10 protein-coding genes are annotated in these 18688 nt (G+C 58.0%); 4 read left to right on the top strand and 6 right to left on the bottom strand.

The genetic code is table 11. The features are described 5' to 3' along the window. Positions 1-63 precede the first annotated feature (63 nt). The 6 genes from HW466_RS22895 to HW466_RS22870 all read right to left on the bottom strand — a co-directional run bounded on the left by HW466_RS22895 (position 64) and on the right by HW466_RS22870 (position 12938). On the bottom strand, positions 64-2268 hold the full coding sequence (locus HW466_RS22895) for a hypothetical protein (RefSeq protein WP_239006151.1): 2205 nt from the start codon (positions 2266-2268) through the stop codon (positions 64-66). Between the two features lie 22 nt (positions 2269-2290). After that, on the bottom strand, positions 2291-6496 hold the full coding sequence (locus tag HW466_RS22890) for a DEAD/DEAH box helicase family protein (protein WP_151003152.1): 4206 nt from the start codon (positions 6494-6496) through the stop codon (positions 2291-2293). Then, positions 6493-9105: a hypothetical protein gene (locus HW466_RS22885; RefSeq protein WP_151003154.1), complete on the bottom strand. Its 2613-nt coding sequence runs from the start codon at positions 9103-9105 to the stop codon at positions 6493-6495. Before HW466_RS22885 ends, HW466_RS22890 begins: the two co-directional genes overlap by 4 nt. Positions 9106-9327: 222 nt before the next feature. Further along, positions 9328-10959: an HsdM family class I SAM-dependent methyltransferase gene (locus HW466_RS22880; RefSeq protein ID WP_239006153.1), complete on the bottom strand. Its 1632-nt coding sequence runs from the start codon at positions 10957-10959 to the stop codon at positions 9328-9330. A 584-nt stretch (positions 10960-11543) separates the two neighbouring features. Further along, the gene (locus HW466_RS22875) at positions 11544-11738 is read right to left on the bottom strand and encodes a BPSL0761 family protein (RefSeq protein WP_151003157.1); all 195 of its coding nucleotides are present in this window, start codon (positions 11736-11738) and stop codon (positions 11544-11546) included. 660 nt (positions 11739-12398) lie between these two features. Continuing rightward, a complete protein-coding gene (locus HW466_RS22870; RefSeq protein ID WP_151003161.1) occupies positions 12399-12938 on the bottom strand; it encodes a DUF6471 domain-containing protein in 540 nt (179 codons plus the stop codon). A 154-nt stretch (positions 12939-13092) separates the two neighbouring features. Here HW466_RS22870 and HW466_RS22865 point away from each other — a divergent pair, with 154 nt between their 5' ends. The 4 genes from HW466_RS22865 (at position 13093) to HW466_RS22850 (ending at position 18671) form a co-directional block, all read left to right on the top strand. Next, positions 13093-13611 (top strand): HAD domain-containing protein, encoded by a 519-nt coding sequence (locus tag HW466_RS22865; protein WP_239006155.1) that lies wholly within the window; start codon positions 13093-13095, stop codon positions 13609-13611. A gap of 8 nt (positions 13612-13619) precedes the next feature. Continuing rightward, on the top strand, positions 13620-14207 hold the full coding sequence (locus HW466_RS22860) for an HAD domain-containing protein (protein ID WP_151003165.1): 588 nt from the start codon (positions 13620-13622) through the stop codon (positions 14205-14207). A 781-nt stretch (positions 14208-14988) separates the two neighbouring features. Then, positions 14989-15744 carry a hypothetical protein gene (locus HW466_RS22855; protein ID WP_239006157.1) on the top strand — a complete coding sequence of 252 codons (756 nt, stop codon included), beginning with the start codon at positions 14989-14991 and terminating at the stop codon, positions 15742-15744. Then, the gene (locus tag HW466_RS22850; RefSeq protein ID WP_151003169.1) at positions 15741-18671 is read left to right on the top strand and encodes a DDE-type integrase/transposase/recombinase; all 2931 of its coding nucleotides are present in this window, start codon (positions 15741-15743) and stop codon (positions 18669-18671) included. The genes HW466_RS22855 and HW466_RS22850 overlap by 4 nt, the downstream gene beginning before the upstream one ends. Positions 18672-18688: the final 17 nt, after the last annotated feature.

Here is an 18688-nt window from a genome sequence, read left to right as displayed (position 1 = left end):
TCCACGCATAGAGCAGCGGTCACCTCAGAGTGAGAGGTCAACATGTCGAACGCGTTCAGCTGTTCAGTCCATAATCCCTTCGTTAGCCACCTCGAGAAACCCGGGGATTCGCGTGCCCTTGTGTGTGGCGTCCTCGCGCGGCGGTGGGCCGCCTTTGAGAACGGCGCGAGACAACAGTTGATTCTGTGCGAGACATGATGTCTCGGGAATCATGATGCAGTCAGGGCAGGCCCCGCCGGCCGTGTCACAGAGGCGGCCCGAGTTGCAGCGATGCGTGGACGGTTCAAGCAAGCGAGACAGGAACCGGTTGTTCTCGTTACGCCACAGCGACGAAAGGTTGCCCAAGTCCATGGTCGTACCGTTTCGGTAGACGACGAACGCCAAGTCCAGGGGGAAAAGGTACTCTCCCATCGAACCCAAGTCCAGACCAGAGAGCTCAGCCACGTTCTTCATCATGGAATGAGCGTAGGTATGGAGCAAAGTGTAGACGTAGCGATAGGTAGCTGCGTCGCCTTCCTTGAGCAAAGAGAAGTACCGCCCGAAAGGCTGTGCAACCTCCAGAATCTTTCCACCGAGTTTGACAGTGCCGCTTTCGTCCCAATCTGGCAGGTCAACGACGCCGACGGTTTGCAGCCACCTGTAAACAGCGCCCGGGTCGAGGCGCACATACAGCGCTTCGTTGGCTTGCGTCACAACATAGACAGGGCGTTTGCGACTCCGCAGCGGTTCGAACAAACGCAAGCGTACGGGCATAAACTGCCTGCGCTTCTCCAAAGTCGGCGTCGCGCTAACTCGCGTATAGCCGTGCGTGAATCGACACAGGTCGAACTCACGAATCAGGCCGAGGTCGGCGATGCCGAGCTTGGTCATCAGATGTTGGGTCTGCGACTCTTGGGCTGCCTTATCGATGGCATTTTTCGGTGCGAGGTCGTCATCGAGATGGTTGAAACGCACAAACTTAGCGCGAATACCGTCTGGTGCAGCGGAGAGCTTGCCCCGGTTGAGCGCCTCATGCTCTACCGCTAAAACAAAGGGGTCGAAGCGGCTCGTATACTCGCTACGGACGGCAAGCTGTGCGTTGATTGCCGGCGGCAGGTCGACACGTGGTCGCACAAGCGGCGGGTCGCTTGCCGTCCATCTGTCTACGAGCTTTTTAAGCTCCGCATCCATCATTTGTTGAATGCTCGTGTCTCCAGATTCCCTAGCGCTCTTTCTGATTCCAGAGAGGCTCTCGTACGTCTCCCACTCGCTAGCTTTGCCCACCGCTAGGAGCGCCACCTTCATCTCGTCAGGAGTGAGCTCGCCCCCTCCAAATCGAAACTGCTTGCCGATAAATGCGGCGAGCTCGGACTGTCGTTGAGGTTCAAGCATCGCCATCAGCTGATGCTCGGACGCCGGAAATAGAACGAACTGTTCGGATTGGGCGTAATAGGCGGAAGAAGCACGGTACGAAATGGGTTCCATACGACGCTCGCTCATGCGCCCACCTGCGCTTTCCCTGAATACCTCCGTTGTGAACGGGTCGTTTTGTCGCCACTCAGCCGACCCTTTATGGCCACATGTCGGGTTGGCGCAGTAGAAGTGCCACTGACCGATGCGCGGCGAGTCAGTGTTCAGTTTGAAGTCGCTTTTGCCGCATACAGCACACTCCTCTCTGAAAAGCCTCAGGACATTCCTACGGTCGTCCCACTCCCATCGACCAGGAGTCGCAGGCATCCATTCGCCGGACCAGTGTACAAAGACGACGTCGAGCTGGCGCCACTGGCAAGCTGTCTTGACATCAGTTGCGGTGCAATGCATCTTGCGCAAACGGTCGATGTTTTGCGCCAAGTCGCGCGCTGATTCGAATCGCTTGAAGAGCCGACACTTGTTGCACACGAAGGTCAGCGGCGCTGGCGCGTATCCCATGCGGACCGGAGTTAGGAACGCCAATTGGTCTACTCCCAAAGGCACGACCGTAGCGCCTCTGAGAAGCGCTTCATCCAGGCATTGGCGTGGGTCAATTTTTCGGCCGCCGGTACCTACCGCATAAGCCCGCGTGAACCAACTCTGCCAAATCTCCTGCAGTCGCAGGATGATTTGTGCTTTCGTGACCGCGTCAATCGGAGCGTCGTCGACCGTTGCCGAGAAATCCGGCAACGAAATGCAGGCGCCAAGGCCGCCTTCAAAGGTGAAGAAGGCGCCAGGTGCATACGCAGAGCCGAGTTGCCCACGGGACCGTGCCATCGTGGGCGCGTTGAGCGTTCTTTCGTCGTCTTCGGTACTCAAGAAATTCCTGCGAATTGCCATCTCAGCCCCCTGCCTGCGCGTTGTCAGCACCGTCATTGTTGGCCACGCCGTGTCGGACGAAGTCCATCACCAGCAGAACTTCCCCGGACGTCTGGGTATTGCCTTCCGCATCACGGATAGACGCCTGAATAACACCACCTTGGTCGACGTCGCGCAGCGATGTCATAGGCTTAAGCATTAGGTCCGTTTGAGTCTTGAAGTAGCCATCCATATTTCCGCTGCCCCAAACCGGACTACTCCACGCATTGACAATAAGGTCGCGGGTCTTTTGGTCGACGCGGGCACGGTAATGCTCCTCGCCCTCTGGCGCGAAGGCACCGCGCAGTCCGATGGCCAATTCGACGAACTTGTCGATTTCGTGGATGAAGGCGTCGCCGCGGGAATTAAGTTCCTTGCGCACGTTGGGGATGAAGCTGAAATCCGGCGTTCTGCCTTTCTCGTGCTCCGGCAGGCGAATCAGCTCGCGGCTTGGAACGACACCGAGCAGGTATGCCTGCAGCAGGCTCGGGAAGACTCGTTCCACGGCACGCTCCGCCCAGCGGTCGATAGCTGCTGGCTGCACCATGCGCTCCAAGAAGCGATGAAAGATGTCGAAGACATGCACGATGTGACGGTCGCGACGACGCTGTGGCGTGGGAACCAGTACCACGAAACCGATGTGCGTACGTCCAACACGTGACGAGGCCTGAATGTACTCCGCGATGTCGGAAGGCATGCCGGCAAAAAACATTGAGTTAAATTCGTCGACGTCTACACCATGCGAGATGGCTGAGGTCGCGATGACCGAGCGAAGCTGCTCTCGAATCGACGGCAACGGCTGGCCGGGCCCTACTCGACGCTGTGCGGTGTCGACGACTGCCTGAATTTCGCCTTGCTCCACCGAGCCGGTAATCAGGCGCGTATCGAGGCCTTCCAGCGCGATGCCCTCGTTGAGGTGGCGCTTTCGAGTCTCTTCAGCTTCAGCGGCCATGATTTGGTCGCCGCCCTTCTTGTTGGTGACATAGGTGAGCGCAATACGGTGCAGGTCAATTAGCGTGACCAACTGCGAAGCATCTGCAGCAGCCAACACCTGCTTGTGCAGTTGCTCAAGCGGCCCTGCGGAGACATGATTGACCAACATTCTCTGTGCCGCATGGAAATGCGCGGCCACATCGCTCGTGAGGTTGTCGAAGAGCCGCGTAACGGTCAGGTGAAATCCGGACAGCACTGCCACGCTGGTCGACGTGTGCGGCTTACCGTTGGTCATAAAGGCTGTGTACACCCGTGCCTGCTGACTCGCCACTTCGACATCCGGATAAGCCTGGCGCTGCGCCTCCTTCGCTTGTGCGGGCCGGGCGTAGAAGGACTCATAGAGCGACGGCCCAGGTTCCGGGAACTGAGTAGCGGGAATCGAGCGCTGATAGAGATGCTCCAGCTGTCGCTCGGGGTCGGACACGGTGGCTGACGCGGCGATGACCTTCGCTCGTCGTCGGCGGCCTTGCCCGTCGACCGCTATCAGGCCGTCAAGCGGCCTCGCCAGATACTCGAAGACAGCGTCCAGCGTAGACTCGAAAAGACCGGCGAATGTGCCGAGGGATTCGTCAAGCAGGTGCGCTTCATCCTGGATTATGAGGCTCGGAAACGGGTCGTGGAAAACGCGCTTGCCCGCCAGATAGGCCGGGTACACACCCTCCATACCTTTTGCGGCAGGACCAGCCGCGAGTTCACGGTTGTCGATGGGAACGTACAGCCGCCCGTTAGACGGATTGACCCAAGGTGCAACACCGAACATGCCGTAGATACGGCGGATGGTGTGGTTCGAGTGACCAATGAGCGCTAACTTATCGACCGTGCCGAGCAGGACCGATGGCGCCAGGTCGTAGATGTCCTCATCGACGATGTAGAAGGGGAGCGGCTTCCACTGCCCTCCGTTGGAATCACACTGGATGTCGGTGCAGACATGGCCCAGCGTCTGGTTCTTGGAGTCGCCGAACAATCGCAGTGCGGTTTCGCTGCCGCAAAATGGGCACTGGGGTAGCTTTCTCCACGCGCGCATGGCCAACATGTATTTGCTGTCGCGCTCCCGAAGGGACTGCTCATCAGCAAGAGCAGGAGGTGCCTCCGACACAGGCGGAATACTCTTGACCCCTTTGGCGCTATGGCGGTTGGGTGAGCCGCCACTTCCCACCCAGAAGCCAATGGATAGCGGGTCTCCACCGTAGCCATGACGACGGCGTACACGCTCGCCATGCGCTAGCACGCGCGCGCCCCGTTGCGCCTGCTGAATCGTCAGCAGGCGCAACGGGTAGCGAATCAGGGCCGTCACCCCACGGTGCTTGCCGCGCAGACGGTCGAGCATCAGGTTGAATACGAGCAGTCCGAAGAACGCCTCGGACTTGCCGCCACCAGTGGCGAAGTACAGCAGCGTCACCGCGTCGTCGCGGCGCTCATCGTAGAAGTGCGATAATTCCGGGACGCGCGAGGCGAGTGCTGGAATGTTGGCGACAATGAAAGCCAACTGGAACAGGCGCCATTCGTTGTCGTCCCCCCCGAAACGCATCTGCATGAAGTCGGCCATCGTCTCGTTCGTGGCCAACCACGCTTCGTAGACAACCGCTCTCGGGTCTGTCTGGAGACCCCGATTGCGCCAGGTGTCGTGTGACTCGCGTAGACATTTCAAGCCTGCCTCGACCGCCTTAATCTCCGCCTCCCATTTGCCCAAGTCCTGCCGGAACGCTTCCTCCTCCCGAGCAATGCCCGCCATGTCGGATGAGTCGAGGCCTTCGCCTGGGTTAACCTCCGCTGGTAGACTCTTCAGCCACTCCCGCATTGCAGGCAAGAGCGGCGACAAGCCGTCTAGTCCGTCAGGCCGCGCGAGCGCCCGCACTCGCCGCTGGACTCCGTTCGAACTCGTCGGGACAATGCGCGGTTGCGTGTAGCGAGGTGTCCACGTCGTCTCAAGCACGCAAACCGCGGGATTAGACTGTACCTGCACGATGCCACAGTTGTGGCCCATCGCTGGATAAGTCAGGTACTTGTTGTACCGATAGGAGGGTTCGACGCGCTCGAGTTTAAGGGGGTGATGGAGCGCGGCAGGTAACTCAACGCGAAGCGACACGAGAAAGACGGCTTCTTCGGTCTCGTCGCTGTGCTGCTCAGGCATCTTGCTGATATTCTCAAGCGCAAGAAACAAGCTGCGCTTTGACGAGTCCAGCCAGTCGGAGTGCAGCTCAAGGTCCCAATTGAGCTGAATCTGGGGCAACGTGATGCGCAAGTTCGACTGGCGGGCCAAGTCGAGGAAATCGGCCCATTTAGTATAACGGCTTGCAGGGATGCGCAGGTCGTGCCGGTAGCCCCACGCCTTGCCACCGGTGTCTGAGTCGTCGCTTTGCGCCCACTCTGCTAGGCGCTTGGCCACGGCAGCATTCATGTATACAGCGTGGGCGTTGAGGTCGTGCCGCAGTTCTTCTGCGCTCTTCGCGGTATCAAGCTCAAGCGGCGGGAGCTGCACATCCAGTCGTATCCATTTGTGCGGGATGGTCAATGGCTCAAAATGCTCGTCCTTGATGGGCAAAGACTCGTCAGCTTTGACTAGTACCCCTTCCTTCGCGCTCTCCCCTGCACTGTCAGCTTCGTCTCGCGCCTCATTGACCTCGGAGTCACCCTCGTCTTGCGGGGCATCAACGGTCAGGAGATGCCGAGGGACACCCTTGGCTTTGTAGACTTCGTCGACAACCCGGGCTCGAATCATGGGCCAGTCTGGGTGCTTCAACTTGGAGGTGTACTCCCCCTTGACCTTCTCCCACTCGTCCTCCAGTCTGCGGTCACGCTCGGCTTTGATTTCATCGACCAGCGCTTGTCGCAACATGAAAACCGGGCGGCAGTTCGGTCGCCTTAGGTCCTCCTCGCGGGGCAGCACGCGTACATAAACGCTAAACCGAGGCAAGACTGTCATCACTGCCGGTGTCACAGTGTTGAGCTGCATCTGTAGGCCATGCGACGAGACCCAAATGGGAGAAGTCACCTCATCGTCGCCCGCGACACTGCGCTGGGGCAGCAGAAAGCCTGAATTGAGTAGTGCTCGCGGCCGGGCGCCGAAGATGTATTGTCCGGTTGGTCCTTGACCGCTGAGTTGTGCATAAGTCAAGTTGAGGAGACTGTCGACCACCGCCTCCTTCAGCGTGGGGGAGATTTTCGCAGGGTCAGCGCGCAAAACAGACTGGCTCATTCTTTCGACTCCTTCAGGGGGCCAACGATTTCGACGGTAGCAACGTTCTCACGTGCCTTGTCGAACAACTGTTGAAGCGTCTTCCTTCTGATGCTGGAATGAGCCATAACCGACTCGGGCTGCAAGAGCATGTATGCGTAGATGTCGGAAACATGGCGTCCGTCTAGCCGGCGCGAGGTGCGGACGGCCGTGATGACACGTTGCCAATGATAGGCAGCTTCAAGTGAAGAAAAACCGAGCACCTCTGCGAAGGCTTTGAATACGTCTTCGCGATTTGGCGCTTGCGGCCTTAATTGCTCGAAGGGAGTGTCGGGAGAGCGCCCTAGGTCAATCCAGTGGCGCATCGCCTTCAATGTAGGCAATCTGCGTTCCAAGCTAGCATCAAGTTCCACCATCGACTGGCGAACGGCGCGTACTTGGTCTGCCACTGTAGCTTGCGGAAACCGCTGCGCAAGGCGCTTTTGCACCAGCTCGTGGTAGCTACGAAGTGCTGACTCGAACGTCTTGTCGGACTGGATGGATACCCCTGCGTCACACAATACCTGCTCGACCATCTCGCGCAGCTCCGCAGACATCAGGAAGACCCTGTCTCCGACTTCCAAAGAGCGTACCTGACACGTCCTGAATCCCGCTTCAGTGGCATGTTGCGAAGCCGGCTCATAGACGTACACGTCCGATGTACCACGGCGATATTGCGTGAGGCCGTTGTCGAACCGGATGCCCCATGAATCAGGGTCGACCTCCTGCTCGTGCGACGCAATATCGGACGACAGCTCGACCCGGAAGGTCGGCAACACATAGTCGCCGGTAGAAAGTACAGATGCGTCCTCAGGCAAGTCCTTTAGTTGCCGCAGAATGGACTCTATCCGCGGTTTGTAGGATTTGAACTCCGGCATGCGCTCTACGATGGGCTTGAGGGTTGCTCGCAGAAACTGACCAGCCCGCTGCGTCAGCAAGAGCACCGAGTGCGCGGGGACTCGGTCGTCGGTCAACAGCACGCGCAGACAATCTTCGTTGAGTCCAGCGAACACAAGCGTCGCACCACGCAGGTCATCAATGTGCTCCTCCAGTTGCGCAGAAGGCAGTAGATGCACGCGGTCGCCGAAGGAATCGTAAGTTGCACCTGCCGGGTACTGGTCATACTCGGTGAGGAAGCGCTCGGCCAAGCGCCGGTAAAGCGCATTGGGGAACACGATGGCCACGCTGCGCTTCTTTCCCATAGCGGCATTCCCGACGAGGGTGGCCAGCTTGTGGGCAAAGGGAGTCGCAGCATAGTAGTTGCCGAAGAGCTTCGAGCCGCGCTCCAAGTAATCAAGTAGGAACGGCCGGTCGTCTCCGACACCAACGCTGCGGTCGAACTCGAGGGCGGCGCCCAAATGAGTAGGCCAGTCGAACTCCCTACGTGTGCGGTCGGTCACGTCCGGGCCGGCTAAATATTCCGACATATGGCGTATGCCGCAAGGGAGGGCAGCCAAACGCGAAATGAAGGCGGCAGCGTCGGCAAGCGGCTTCGCTGATGCTTGCCCACCCGGGGCAGCACCGGCAATGCGAATGAGTCTGTTCGCCACCTTGGCCGCATCGGCATCCACGATATGTACATCGAATTCGCGAGGAGACGGATGAGCAGCCTCGCGAGTTCCTGGCGTGAGCAGCCCTTCATTGCCCACAGTGCTTGGAATACCGGAAACGCGAAACTCGTTCGGCGTGTGCCAGCGATGGTGAAGGTCACGCTTATGATTTCGCTCCCAGAGCTCATCCTTGAGCCGGTAGGCGGCATGCGGCTCATCCGTGACGACGACCACTCCCGGCATAGCACTCTGAAAAATATCTTCGAGCATGAGGCAAAAGCGTGCCAATTGCCCTTTCCAGCCTGGAGCCGCGAAACGCACCGAGCGCGTTGCTTGCACCAGCACCACCTCTGGCGGGCCGAGTTTCGACAGCGCCTTGCAGGCCTTACGGAGCTCCTCCTCTCTCATTCGCCCATCAAGCGCGAAAAGCGCGTCCGGTGCGGTATGGGGGTCGCCAATGACGGCGCAATTCATCTGCAACGCCTTCGCATGCGCTCGCCTGGCAAGCTTGGCTCGAACGAGCGCGAGCAATCGGCCATCACAAGCACTCCAACCGTTGGAGTCGGGCGTGGCCAAGAAAAGCGGCAACAATTCACCAATGGTCGGATTGAAGGGCTCCCCCGAAATCTCAGGAAGACATTTGTCAGCGAGCGAGAAAAGGAAAGCATCCTTGTCTCGCATCGACCGAATGACTTTGGCGTTGCCGTTGCCCTCGACTAGGTCGTTAGCAATGTGCAACAGAGACTTTCGGTCTAAGTGTAGGTGGTTTAGCCGATAGAAAACGTTGGTCTTCGTTGGGAAGAGCAGGCCTCGAACGCCCTGCTTATCGCCTTCGTGCCAACGCACCAGCGTAGCCAAGGCATGCACGACGGTCAAAGTCTTGAGCGTGGCCGGCCAGACCATCGCAATATGACGTGAACGGTGCTGCGCGGCGTGCAGATACAAGTCAGCAAGGGAAATCAGTGCCGACGATGGCTCGCTCGGCTCAGCGCTGTCGTCCTGGTACAGCGCGATGAGCGCCTCGCGAGTGCGCGGCAACACGGGCGGAGGCTCGACGGCCTGCGGAGGGAAAAATGGCTCTAACTGTTGAGGCGGGTTCTCAGGTTTCGTCACGGCCCTTGGCCGTGCGGCTGGTTTACGGGTGGCAAGTCTCGCAAGTTCTTCGCGCCGCTTCTTCTGCGCCTCTAGCAGGTCGTTGAGATGTTTTCTCGAAGCCATGAGTCTTATGTTTGTCGCGATTCCCGGCGTATGGGCAAAAACGGACTAGTGCTCTTGAAGCGCTTTGCGCGCTGCACTCGGCATGTCGCATCCCCGCGCGAGGAGATTTCTGAGCCGTCCCGGGTCGGGCAGTCGAAGCTGGCCGAGCTCGAAGATGGATACGTTTGTCGCCCCAGAGATACAACGAAAATAGCGGTCCACCGTGGGCGTGGCGAGTAATTGCGCCAGCTCCTCGGGGGCGAGCGCGGGCTCAGGATGCACCTGTTCGAGGATGACAGTGTGGTTCTCGCCGACGAAACCACCATAGGTTTCTATTAGTGCTAGCGGTACGGCTGCAGCAACTAGGCGTCGAGGCTGGTCGTTAGAGGTAACACGCTGCAGCAAGACGCTGGGCCGACGGACAACCGAGCGGTGGTCTTTCGCCCCGAGATTCACGAAGCAGTGTTCCCTGTTCGCTTTCGGTGCTCCGGAGAAACGCAGAGAACCGTCTGGAGCAATATCGCTTGACCACAGCAGCGGGACAGCGGTTCCTCCATGCGCACGTGCCGCACTCTTCGCTGATGGGTACGTCGTGCGCGTGTCCCGGTTCCACACGAATGCGCCAATACGGGGGGTGTATCCATAGTCGGCAAGGGTTGCACGTGATTTTGCGGCCGTCTTGAGCAATACAACGTCGCTCTCCGTGCGCGGAACTGGCCACGCAGCGCCCGAGTTAGGAAGGACGCAACGACCCACGTTGACGTAGTTGCCGTCGCGGGCAACAACCGACACGTAAGCGTCGGTAGCGGGCCCATGACCAGTCTGTTCTCGCCGCGCCAGCGTCAGTGCTGTTTCCTGCTCTACGTCGATGAATACGCCGAGCCGGTCACTAACCATGCCGATACTCAACACGTTGGCTTGGGTCAACAAGAACGTGCGCAGCTTCGAAAAGTATTGGCCGGACAGAAAGCTTGTCGGCGTTACAAGCGCGCAGGTTCCCCCCGGCGCCAGCAATTTGACGCATAAGGCCATGAAAAGTGCGTACAAATTCGGCTGCGCTTCGATGATGTCCGCGAAGTGCTCTAGGTAATGCGTGACCTCGGCGGACGGCATCTTCCGGAACGGTGGGTTGCAAACCACAACGTCGAGAGCCCCGAGCAGTGACTGAGCTCGTATCAGCGAATCGCCTTGGTGAACCTGGAACTTCGGTCGCGCACCAGTCGCGACAACTTCGTCATGCAGAACCATCAGCAGGAAGTGCTTTGACATCTCGCACAGAGCAGCATCCTTATCGAATCCGAGGAGGTGGCGCTGTATGTGGTCAAGAATTTGCGTCGCGGATGTTCCTCGCTCGCGCAATGCATCGCGCATGCGCATCGCAATTGGCGCTAGGAACGCGGCACCCCCACACGCGGGGTCACAGAACTTCCGGACCGAAAAATCCACGCCACTCGCGGACAAGTCATCCAGCAGACGTTTGGTCAATGATGGCGGCGTAAAGAACATCGCCAGTTGCTTACGGCGCTCTTCGCCAGCGAGCTGAGCATAGGCCGAGGAGAGCCAGTAAATCGCCTCAAGAAGGTCCTTTTTCTTCACGAAGTCGACGAATGCAGCGACGGCCGGGGCATTCCGTAATTGCGCATTCGCAGGCAGGCCGGAACGCGGTAACCCCGGGAACGACTCCTTGCACCAGCGCATTAATGCGCTACCTATGACCTCATCTGTTCCGAGTTGCGCCCCTTGCATGACAGCCCGAAGAGCGCGGACGAGGCGGAGGAACTGGGACTTTGTGGTTGGCGTCATTGGCAGGTGGCTATCGAGTCTGCTCGCTGCATCGGTCTAGGTCTTTAATGGCTTTCAGAGCGGACTCGGGCGCCTTGACCACAAGCTCATCGCATGTCGCCTGCGCATCAATGTCAGTATGACCCCGCCGGCAGAAGCTCCGGCCAGTGTTACCCACTGGGCCTAGCTTGCTGCGATTCCCCACTCGGCAGTCGTGGCGGTCCCCGTCTCGCGTATGGAAGTCTACTATACGTTCACGTCAAACAATGGATTGGCCGAGTTCACATCTTATTTCAACGTGTGATTCACCTGCGTTTCTGTTTCGGCAATACTTCGAGGAGTTTGGCGGGTGTGAAAAGAGTTTGAATGCTAAAAGCGCGACCTTAAAAAAGACCGTAGGTGCTGCCTCATGGCGACATCCTTACGATACGCTAGTCGATTCCATCACACTCGCTCGGTCAGTGCACCCTCGCAACCGCTATTCTGTCACGTCGTTAGCGTTACGGGACGGCCCAAATCCCAGGTAATACCGCCGCCGAAACTTTGAGGTCAATGTCGAGCGGGTAATGCCGAAGCAACCGTGCCGCAACCAACCGAATACGGGCGTGGGTGACATCGTCATCGGAAGATGCAAGCAGCTGCAAGAATTCGCGCGTCTCGATGACCGATTTTGTTCGCTCATATGCGGTCGTCATCAGCTTTGCCTGCAAGCAGTTGCTTCGTCACATCCGAGAACGACTTTACATCGTTAATAGCACACCAATGCTGCCAAACATAGTCGGCGTTGGTCGAGTGTCCTGGAAGGCCTACCAGCTGATAGACCCGGCCTGACCGCGTGCGGCCCCGCAACATTTTGTAGTCGAATGCCACGATTGCAGAACTGACGCGGCCACTAAAATCTCGCTCGTCCGCTCCGACGAAGTGCCTGGTCCCGGCATCGATTTCCAGAACTCGCCACCTAGCGATAGAAACCTCGGGCTGGGACATTACTGACGCGATGTTCCACAAGGCCATAGCGGCCTCCTTCATCTGAAGTCCGAGCAGCCGTGTGCACAGCTGGTGCAAGCACATGGATTTCCAGTTTGCGACCGGCCCCAAGCCAGAGAGCTTCCTAGGCCTTGCAGACGAGCATGCTGCGTCGAACACGAAAGTCGCATCTCGGGGGCGTGGCGACAAAACGTGCTCTCAATCCAACGAACGTGGGCTGCGTCCCGGCGGTGCCGTCGATGTGACTGCTCCCGGCACCGCTCCGTATTTTTTCTTATGCGGGCGCAACGGCGTGAGTTTCCTCACACAACACTCAGTCTAGGTCACAGGCCGGAATATGCAAGAAAAGATAGCTTCCAAGCCCACCGTTACGATTGTGGTGAGTTCGCCAATGCGACGCGATGAAGCTCGGAAGTGTCCAGAAAGCGGTAGATGCTCTCAAAGCGGCACACAGTCGCGCATTGAAGAAACAATGTTGTCGCGAACGAGCCGCTCTCGATTTGGGCTTGCAGCGATTCGGACGGAAGGCTAACGCCGATTTCCTGCAGGCGATTCGATAACATCTGCCAGTTGAGCCAAGGTTGCCCCGTCATCTCTGCAGCGAATACTGTGGATGACCGGGCCTGCCATGTCTCGGTTGAGGACAGAGCATCCGCCCACAAATATGGGCAGTCCGTGCGCGAGCCGGCGATGAGCTGCAAAAAGAAGGCGAACCGGAACGTCCCCCTCGAAACCTTCGCCTCGATAGCGTGTGCTGACTCCGTGACGCCAAGCTTCGCGAGTTCGCCGGCTAGTTCCGTGTAGCTCATATCTTGTCGCGCGAGCACCACCCGGGCTGCGCGAGACGCGAGCTTGGCCCAACCGTTTTCCGCGCCGGAGGCAAGTTTGACTTGAAATTGCACTGACATGCACTATTTTCTGTGTGAGGAAGCACACACGACTCTTTCAAGAAAAGTAAAAGAATCGCCCCCAAAGAGTCTCGTCATTATCGCCCGCCTCCACGAGTTTGGACCGCTTCTCTAGGATATGTCCAACCCCGGCGGCTACCGGAACCACGCGACCATGGCTCAAGTCATGTACCTCGGCATTGAGGGCGTCCTGTTTGCGCACCGTCCCGCCGACATCAGACCGCGGCGCTGCCAGCATCAACCGCCGCGCGTCACCCCGCTCCCCCTACTGCCTGCAATTTCGCGTCTACTCGCTGGCCTACCAAACGTATCTGTCGTTATCAACTCACGATGGGTCTGCGACGTTGGCTATCGAAACCTCGTCAGTCTGCTCCCCGACGAAATTGCATGCACGACCATCGGCGCGACGATGCCTGGCAATCGCTCGCACAGGCGCAGCACCACTGCGTCTCGCATCGACATCCTGCGCGCCGACATACGGCGACGATGCCCGGCTCGCCTCGCAATAGTTGACGCGTCACCGTATGCAATTCCGTACGAGTACCTGGCTCAAGCGGTGCACGTGACGAAAGCGATGGGCACCCGAGAGATAGGCGAGATTGTCGACCGCATCGTGCAGTTGCTGGATGCCAGCGTTGCCGCTATCGATGAGGATTCCGATTTTCTTGCATAGAGGCATGTATGCTCGTCTACCTGAACTTCGATGGTGTTCTTCATCCCAACCATCTCCAGTATCGATATCGCCGCACCCCCGAGTTGCTTTGGTCCAGCCATAGGGCCTTCGAGTATGCGCCAGCGCTGGAGAATGCATTTGAAGGCTGTCCAGAGGCCACCATCGTGCTCAACACATGGTGGACCTACTATCTCACCGTGGACACTTGTCTCGAACTCTTACCTGCACCCATTCGGTCACGGGTAGTAGGCACCACACTCGTGGGTGGAATTCGTGAAGAACCACTGCCCAATCGGGTACGCGAAGCGGAAAGACACATCGGTGTGCCGACAAACGAGCTTTTAGTCCTCGACAACAGCTCCGCCCGATACGGTGAGAGCCTGCTCCCTCAACTGCTGCTGGTCAATGAGGAAACGGGCTTATCGTGCCCCTCGGCAATGAGAGCGCTCAAGAAACGCTTGCACTCCCAATGGAGACGAGCCGCATTTGACAAAATAGACCGGCAGCCCGTGCCGATTCCATCAATACAAAATGGGCGGGAAATCGCTGTTCGTCAATTGACGGAGAGCCCATCAGCCGACCATCGAGAAGAGTGAAATTGTCGATATATATTCAGAAAATCGCAATTGTCGACTAAAGTGACAGACCATTTTCGAATGATATTGTCGTGCCAAACCGGTATACAAGGAGAAGTTGCAGTTTTAGAATTTAGCATCTCTTCGCCCCCAGGAGGCTCGTCACCGGAAGCTGCTTAAACCTACCCCACCGAACCGGCCAACTTGGGCTTAGCGACCGTGCTTTTTCGTCCCCAGAAACGAGAAAGGGTCGCTAAGCCCAAGCGAACTTGAACCGCGACCCTGGTGGCTCCCCAAAAGAGAAAACCACGACTGGCAGTCAAATTTTCTCACGGGAGCTATCAGGCGTCAAAGACTTTGCTCGCCCTAAACGAGCGCGGAGCCTTTCTCAAATGCGCCAAAGTTTCAGTGAAAATCCCCCACCGTCTCGCGTTTCTCAGCATGTTGACCCGCGTTGGTCGCCCCAACTCGAGCGGAATATCAAAATAAAAACTCGACCCTGTTTTCTCGCCATCAGTTCCCCCGGTTTCCTCGCCTCTCCGCCCCCGCCATTCGGCCCGCTCGGGACCCCACCTTCTCCTCTCATCGCTCCCGGCAAAGCCAACCACAGCGGCCGGCTCTGGGCAGCGAGGCTCGCGACCGGATTGTCGTAGACCCGGGCCGGAGACAACTGTCGCCGTTAAGGCATTTTCGCCGTCAGCGAGCGGCGAGAGTGTCATCTCGTCCGTGTTTCGCCGGCACACAGTTAACTGTGCAGCGAGGCGGATGCGAGTCGACTCGACGTTCATTCGCGGAGAACAACATGCACACTAAAACGTGCCGGTCATCGTTCACCAACCAGCTTAACGATTTCGCCTGTCGGCTGGCATCCTTCAGCGCGCTTGCGTCGCAATCTCGGATTGCTATCGAGCGCACATCACGCACGTCACGCACACCAGGCATGCCTCGTATGCCAGCGCCCGGGCCAAGTCCGGACGAAAGGAAGAATCGGCAAGACCCGCAATGTCCCTGCAGCATTGCGCGATTGTGCCGAACCTCGGCCCTGACGCCATCGGAACATCCGGATGTATTGGACCGTCCTTCTAAAACAGTGCGGCTGGTCAAGGATTCGCATGAAACCCCGATTGCCCCATTGGTTCTTGTGAAGTCCCATGGCTTCGACAAGATTGTCGAAGTGACGTTATCGCCCCCAAGTAGCTTGCACGAGGCGACGGTCCGTGCGCCGAATTTCATGTCTGTAGTAGTTACGATGTTCACCGAGAGCGGAACCTTCCGTGTTGCTTCGAGCCGCTCCACGGTCGTGGCATGGCGAACATACCTCAACGACGGCCCTCAGGACAGGATAACGCTCGCGGCCAACAGGTGGCTGGCTTCAGCCTCTATGAAGAAACGGCAGCCGGGGCCACCTGACGATGTCGGTGTGCTGACAAACCTCTACACCTCGCACGACCAGTGGGAACGGGTTTGCCTGACGATTCGCATCTTCAAGACCGACGGTGGGCGTCGTCGACTGTCACACATTCGCAATTGGTCGGCCTCGACGGGAAGCGCGAAATGACCATCGAGCTTCCGGTCAGACTTCCGCCGCTCTCGACGTGGCAACGGACCGAGGCGCTCTGGCTCGAAAAGCGCCCGGGCGGCTTAGCAAAACCGTTCTCCGATGAAGAACTCCTCGCCGTTATGGATGAATGGGGCACTCCGGAGGAGGGACGGAAATACATCATCCGAGCGCGAAGGGAATCGCCTTCACGACGTGTTGGAGGGCGCGCACGCAACGTCGTCACACGCTACACATCGCTCAAATTACACAACCGTGTTGCGACCGAAAGCAAGAATGTCGAGTTTCCAGCGGTATTCCGCTACGACCTGGATGGGACAACACGCGAACATTACAGCCAGCCACCGCAAGTAGGCATCCCAACAAAAATCCGGCGAACGTCTCGGCGCGGCAAGGTCACCGAATACACGCATACGGTGCCGTATACGCCGGACATCTTTCGCTTGACACCAGACGGCCCCTTCGTCGAAGAGTGGAAAAACGAGGAGAAGCTGGTTGCGCTTGCGAAGAAGTATCCGTTTCGTTTTTTTAAATCGGAAGACGACGCAACGTGGCACTGTCCAGAGCGAGAAGAATATTTCAAGGCGCTCGGAATCACGTTTTGTCTGCGCTCCTCTGCCGAGCATAATCCACGGTTCATTGAGAATCTCAGTCATCTTCGCACGTATCTCGACAACGAGATGTCGGTGTTGACGGAGGATGCCTGGTCAGCAATCGACCGCATCGTCAGAAAGCGCGGAGCAATGAGCATGGCCGCCCTTTTCGCCCTTGCATTTACCGACCGAACGCCGTGGAACGAGCCGCTTGTGCTGCCGACACCGCCGGGCAAATTTCGCGTCGATGATGTCCTACAAGCCATCGCAGATAAGCGTCTGTTCGTCGACCTGGACTACGACGACCTTTCGGACCCATCGTCCGTCGTCATTTGTTCAAGCTTGGAGCAGCTCGACGCTGTGAAATGGCGTCGACCTCCACCTCATACGGTATCTACACACTTCGTGATGACAGTCGACGTCGGCACCGAGTTTATGTTTCGCGGAAAGCCGGACGTTTACACCGTAACGGCAATGCCGGCCGGCAAGGTCCTCTATCGAGACTCCGAATCCCGCGTGTTCGAAGAGATGCCTGAAATGCGGTTCCAGCAGTTGCTTCAGGACGATATCCACCTGCTGTCGACACCGAAGTCGACCGAAGAACTGCTTGCTCAATGCGCCTTCATCACCGACAAGCAGATACAAACTGCCCGGCGACGTTTTCAGCTGGTCAAACAGCTGGAACACACCGACATACCGCATCCCTACAGCGCCCGCACAATTCAGCGGTGGCAACAAAAAATTCGTAGCGCCGGCGAATCTCGGCCGCTTCAAATGCTAGCGCTCATCCCGCGACGCCCAGGCGGAAGGGGGCCACAAATCCTTGACGAGGTGCTGGCGCTAATTCGTGAGGTTGCGCTCAGCGCGAACAACCCAACGAATCCGTCCGGAAGGCACTCATACGATGCCTTCGTTCGCCTCTGTCGCGAGCGAGGCGCCAAGCCATGCTCGCCCAATACTTTCTATCAGCGCTCAGGAGTTTTCCGTGACGTTCGCTCACGCGAAGGCGACCGCTGGGCATACAACAAGGAGCCTGCCGTATGGTATCTACACCGCGGTGACAAGATACATGGAGGCCGTCCGTTCCATAGAGTCCATATCGACCATACAAAGCTCGACATCATCATCAAGGTCCGCGGCCATGGCGGCAGAATTTACAGACTGAGGCCGTGGCTCACCATCGTGATTGACGCCGAAACGCGCGCGGTCCTGGCTTTCTACCTTTCGGCTCATCCGCCGAGCACCGTCAGTTGCATGATGGCGATGCGAGCCATGGTTGCCATGCACAAGCGCGTTCCCGACTTCCTGGTCTGCGACAACGGGAAGGAGTTTCACTCGAACGCCTTCGATAATTTTTGTGACCTGAATGACATTACGCTCGAATTTCGCCCGGCACACGAGTCTCGTTTCGGCAGCGTCATAGAGCGCCTCTTCGGTGTGACCAATCAGCTACTGATTCACGACCTGGTAGGAACCACGAAGGCCATGCAGCATGTCAGAACGTTGACACAGTCTGTTGACCCTATGCGAGCGGACCATCTCACGTTTGTCGAACTGCACGGGCTTCTCGACTATTTTTTCTTCGTCGAGTACAACCGCGAGCGGCGGCACCCAGCCCATGACCACACGCCGGATGAGTACATGAATAACCGCTTCGTGGTGACCGGGCGTCGGCTGACACGTTTGAGGCCCTATGACGAGCGCTTCATGCTGCAGACGTTGATACCCGTCAGCCGCGGAGGTGTTCGGGAAATCGACAATCAGATGGGCATCAAGGTCGGGCGCATCTGGTACTGGGCCGATGAGTTTGCTGGCCGTCGTAACAAGAAGAAGGTCGAAGTACGCATAGACATGTGGAACGTATGCGTCGCGTATGCATGCATCGACGGCCACTGGGTCAAATGCGTCTCGAGGTTACTTATGCAGTACCGGCAATTGACCCAAATTGAACTTCGGTACGCATTGTACGAAGTGCGTCTACGCCTGCGCGCTGCGCCCGAGAGTAGCTTTGAGAGTGTTCTGCGCGGCGTGCTCGCCGAGCACAACATCCCTGTGGCTGCCGATGTGACCGGTGCTACGCGGCTCATCTACGGCAAGCCGCATCTGACAGAAGTCGAAAGCTCCGAGGGAATACCTGAATTTTCCGCAACTGACGGCGCCGACGCTCCGGCGGAATACAACTTATCTGCCTCACATGATGAGGGGCGTGCCGATGATGCTCCATCGACGAGCTTTCCGCGTCGGACTAACGACGCGGCGCCTTCGAACACATCCCCTACTGCCGGCCGCTTCAAAATCGACTATTCCCGTTTACCAGTTAGGAATCCCATTTAATCAACATGGAGGTCGAC

This window comes from Burkholderia territorii, assembly GCF_902833055.1.
Classification (GTDB): Bacteria; Pseudomonadota; Gammaproteobacteria; order Burkholderiales; family Burkholderiaceae; genus Burkholderia; species Burkholderia territorii.
The sequence above is the reverse complement of the archived record's forward strand: the minus strand, read 5'-3'. Positions and strand labels throughout refer to the sequence as shown.

What these genes read in the sequence shown, in the direction of transcription:
- HW466_RS22890 (WP_151003152.1), bottom strand. Translation starts at nt 6,496, where the DNA reads ATGAGCCAGTCTGTTTTGCGCGCTGACCCTGCGAAAATCTCCCCCACG.
- HW466_RS22880 (WP_239006153.1), bottom strand. Translation starts at nt 10,959, where the DNA reads ATGCGCTGGTGCAAGGAGTCGTTCCCGGGGTTACCGCGTTCCGGCCTG.
- HW466_RS22875 (WP_151003157.1), bottom strand. Translation starts at nt 11,738, where the DNA reads ATGACGACCGCATATGAGCGAACAAAATCGGTCATCGAGACGCGCGAA.
- HW466_RS22870 (WP_151003161.1), bottom strand. Translation starts at nt 12,938, where the DNA reads ATGTCAGTGCAATTTCAAGTCAAACTTGCCTCCGGCGCGGAAAACGGT.
- HW466_RS22865 (WP_239006155.1), top strand. Translation starts at nt 13,093, where the DNA reads ATGGCTCAAGTCATGTACCTCGGCATTGAGGGCGTCCTGTTTGCGCAC.
- HW466_RS22860 (WP_151003165.1), top strand. Translation starts at nt 13,620, where the DNA reads ATGCTCGTCTACCTGAACTTCGATGGTGTTCTTCATCCCAACCATCTC.
- HW466_RS22855 (WP_239006157.1), top strand. Translation starts at nt 14,989, where the DNA reads ATGCACACTAAAACGTGCCGGTCATCGTTCACCAACCAGCTTAACGAT.
- HW466_RS22850 (WP_151003169.1), top strand. Translation starts at nt 15,741, where the DNA reads ATGACCATCGAGCTTCCGGTCAGACTTCCGCCGCTCTCGACGTGGCAA.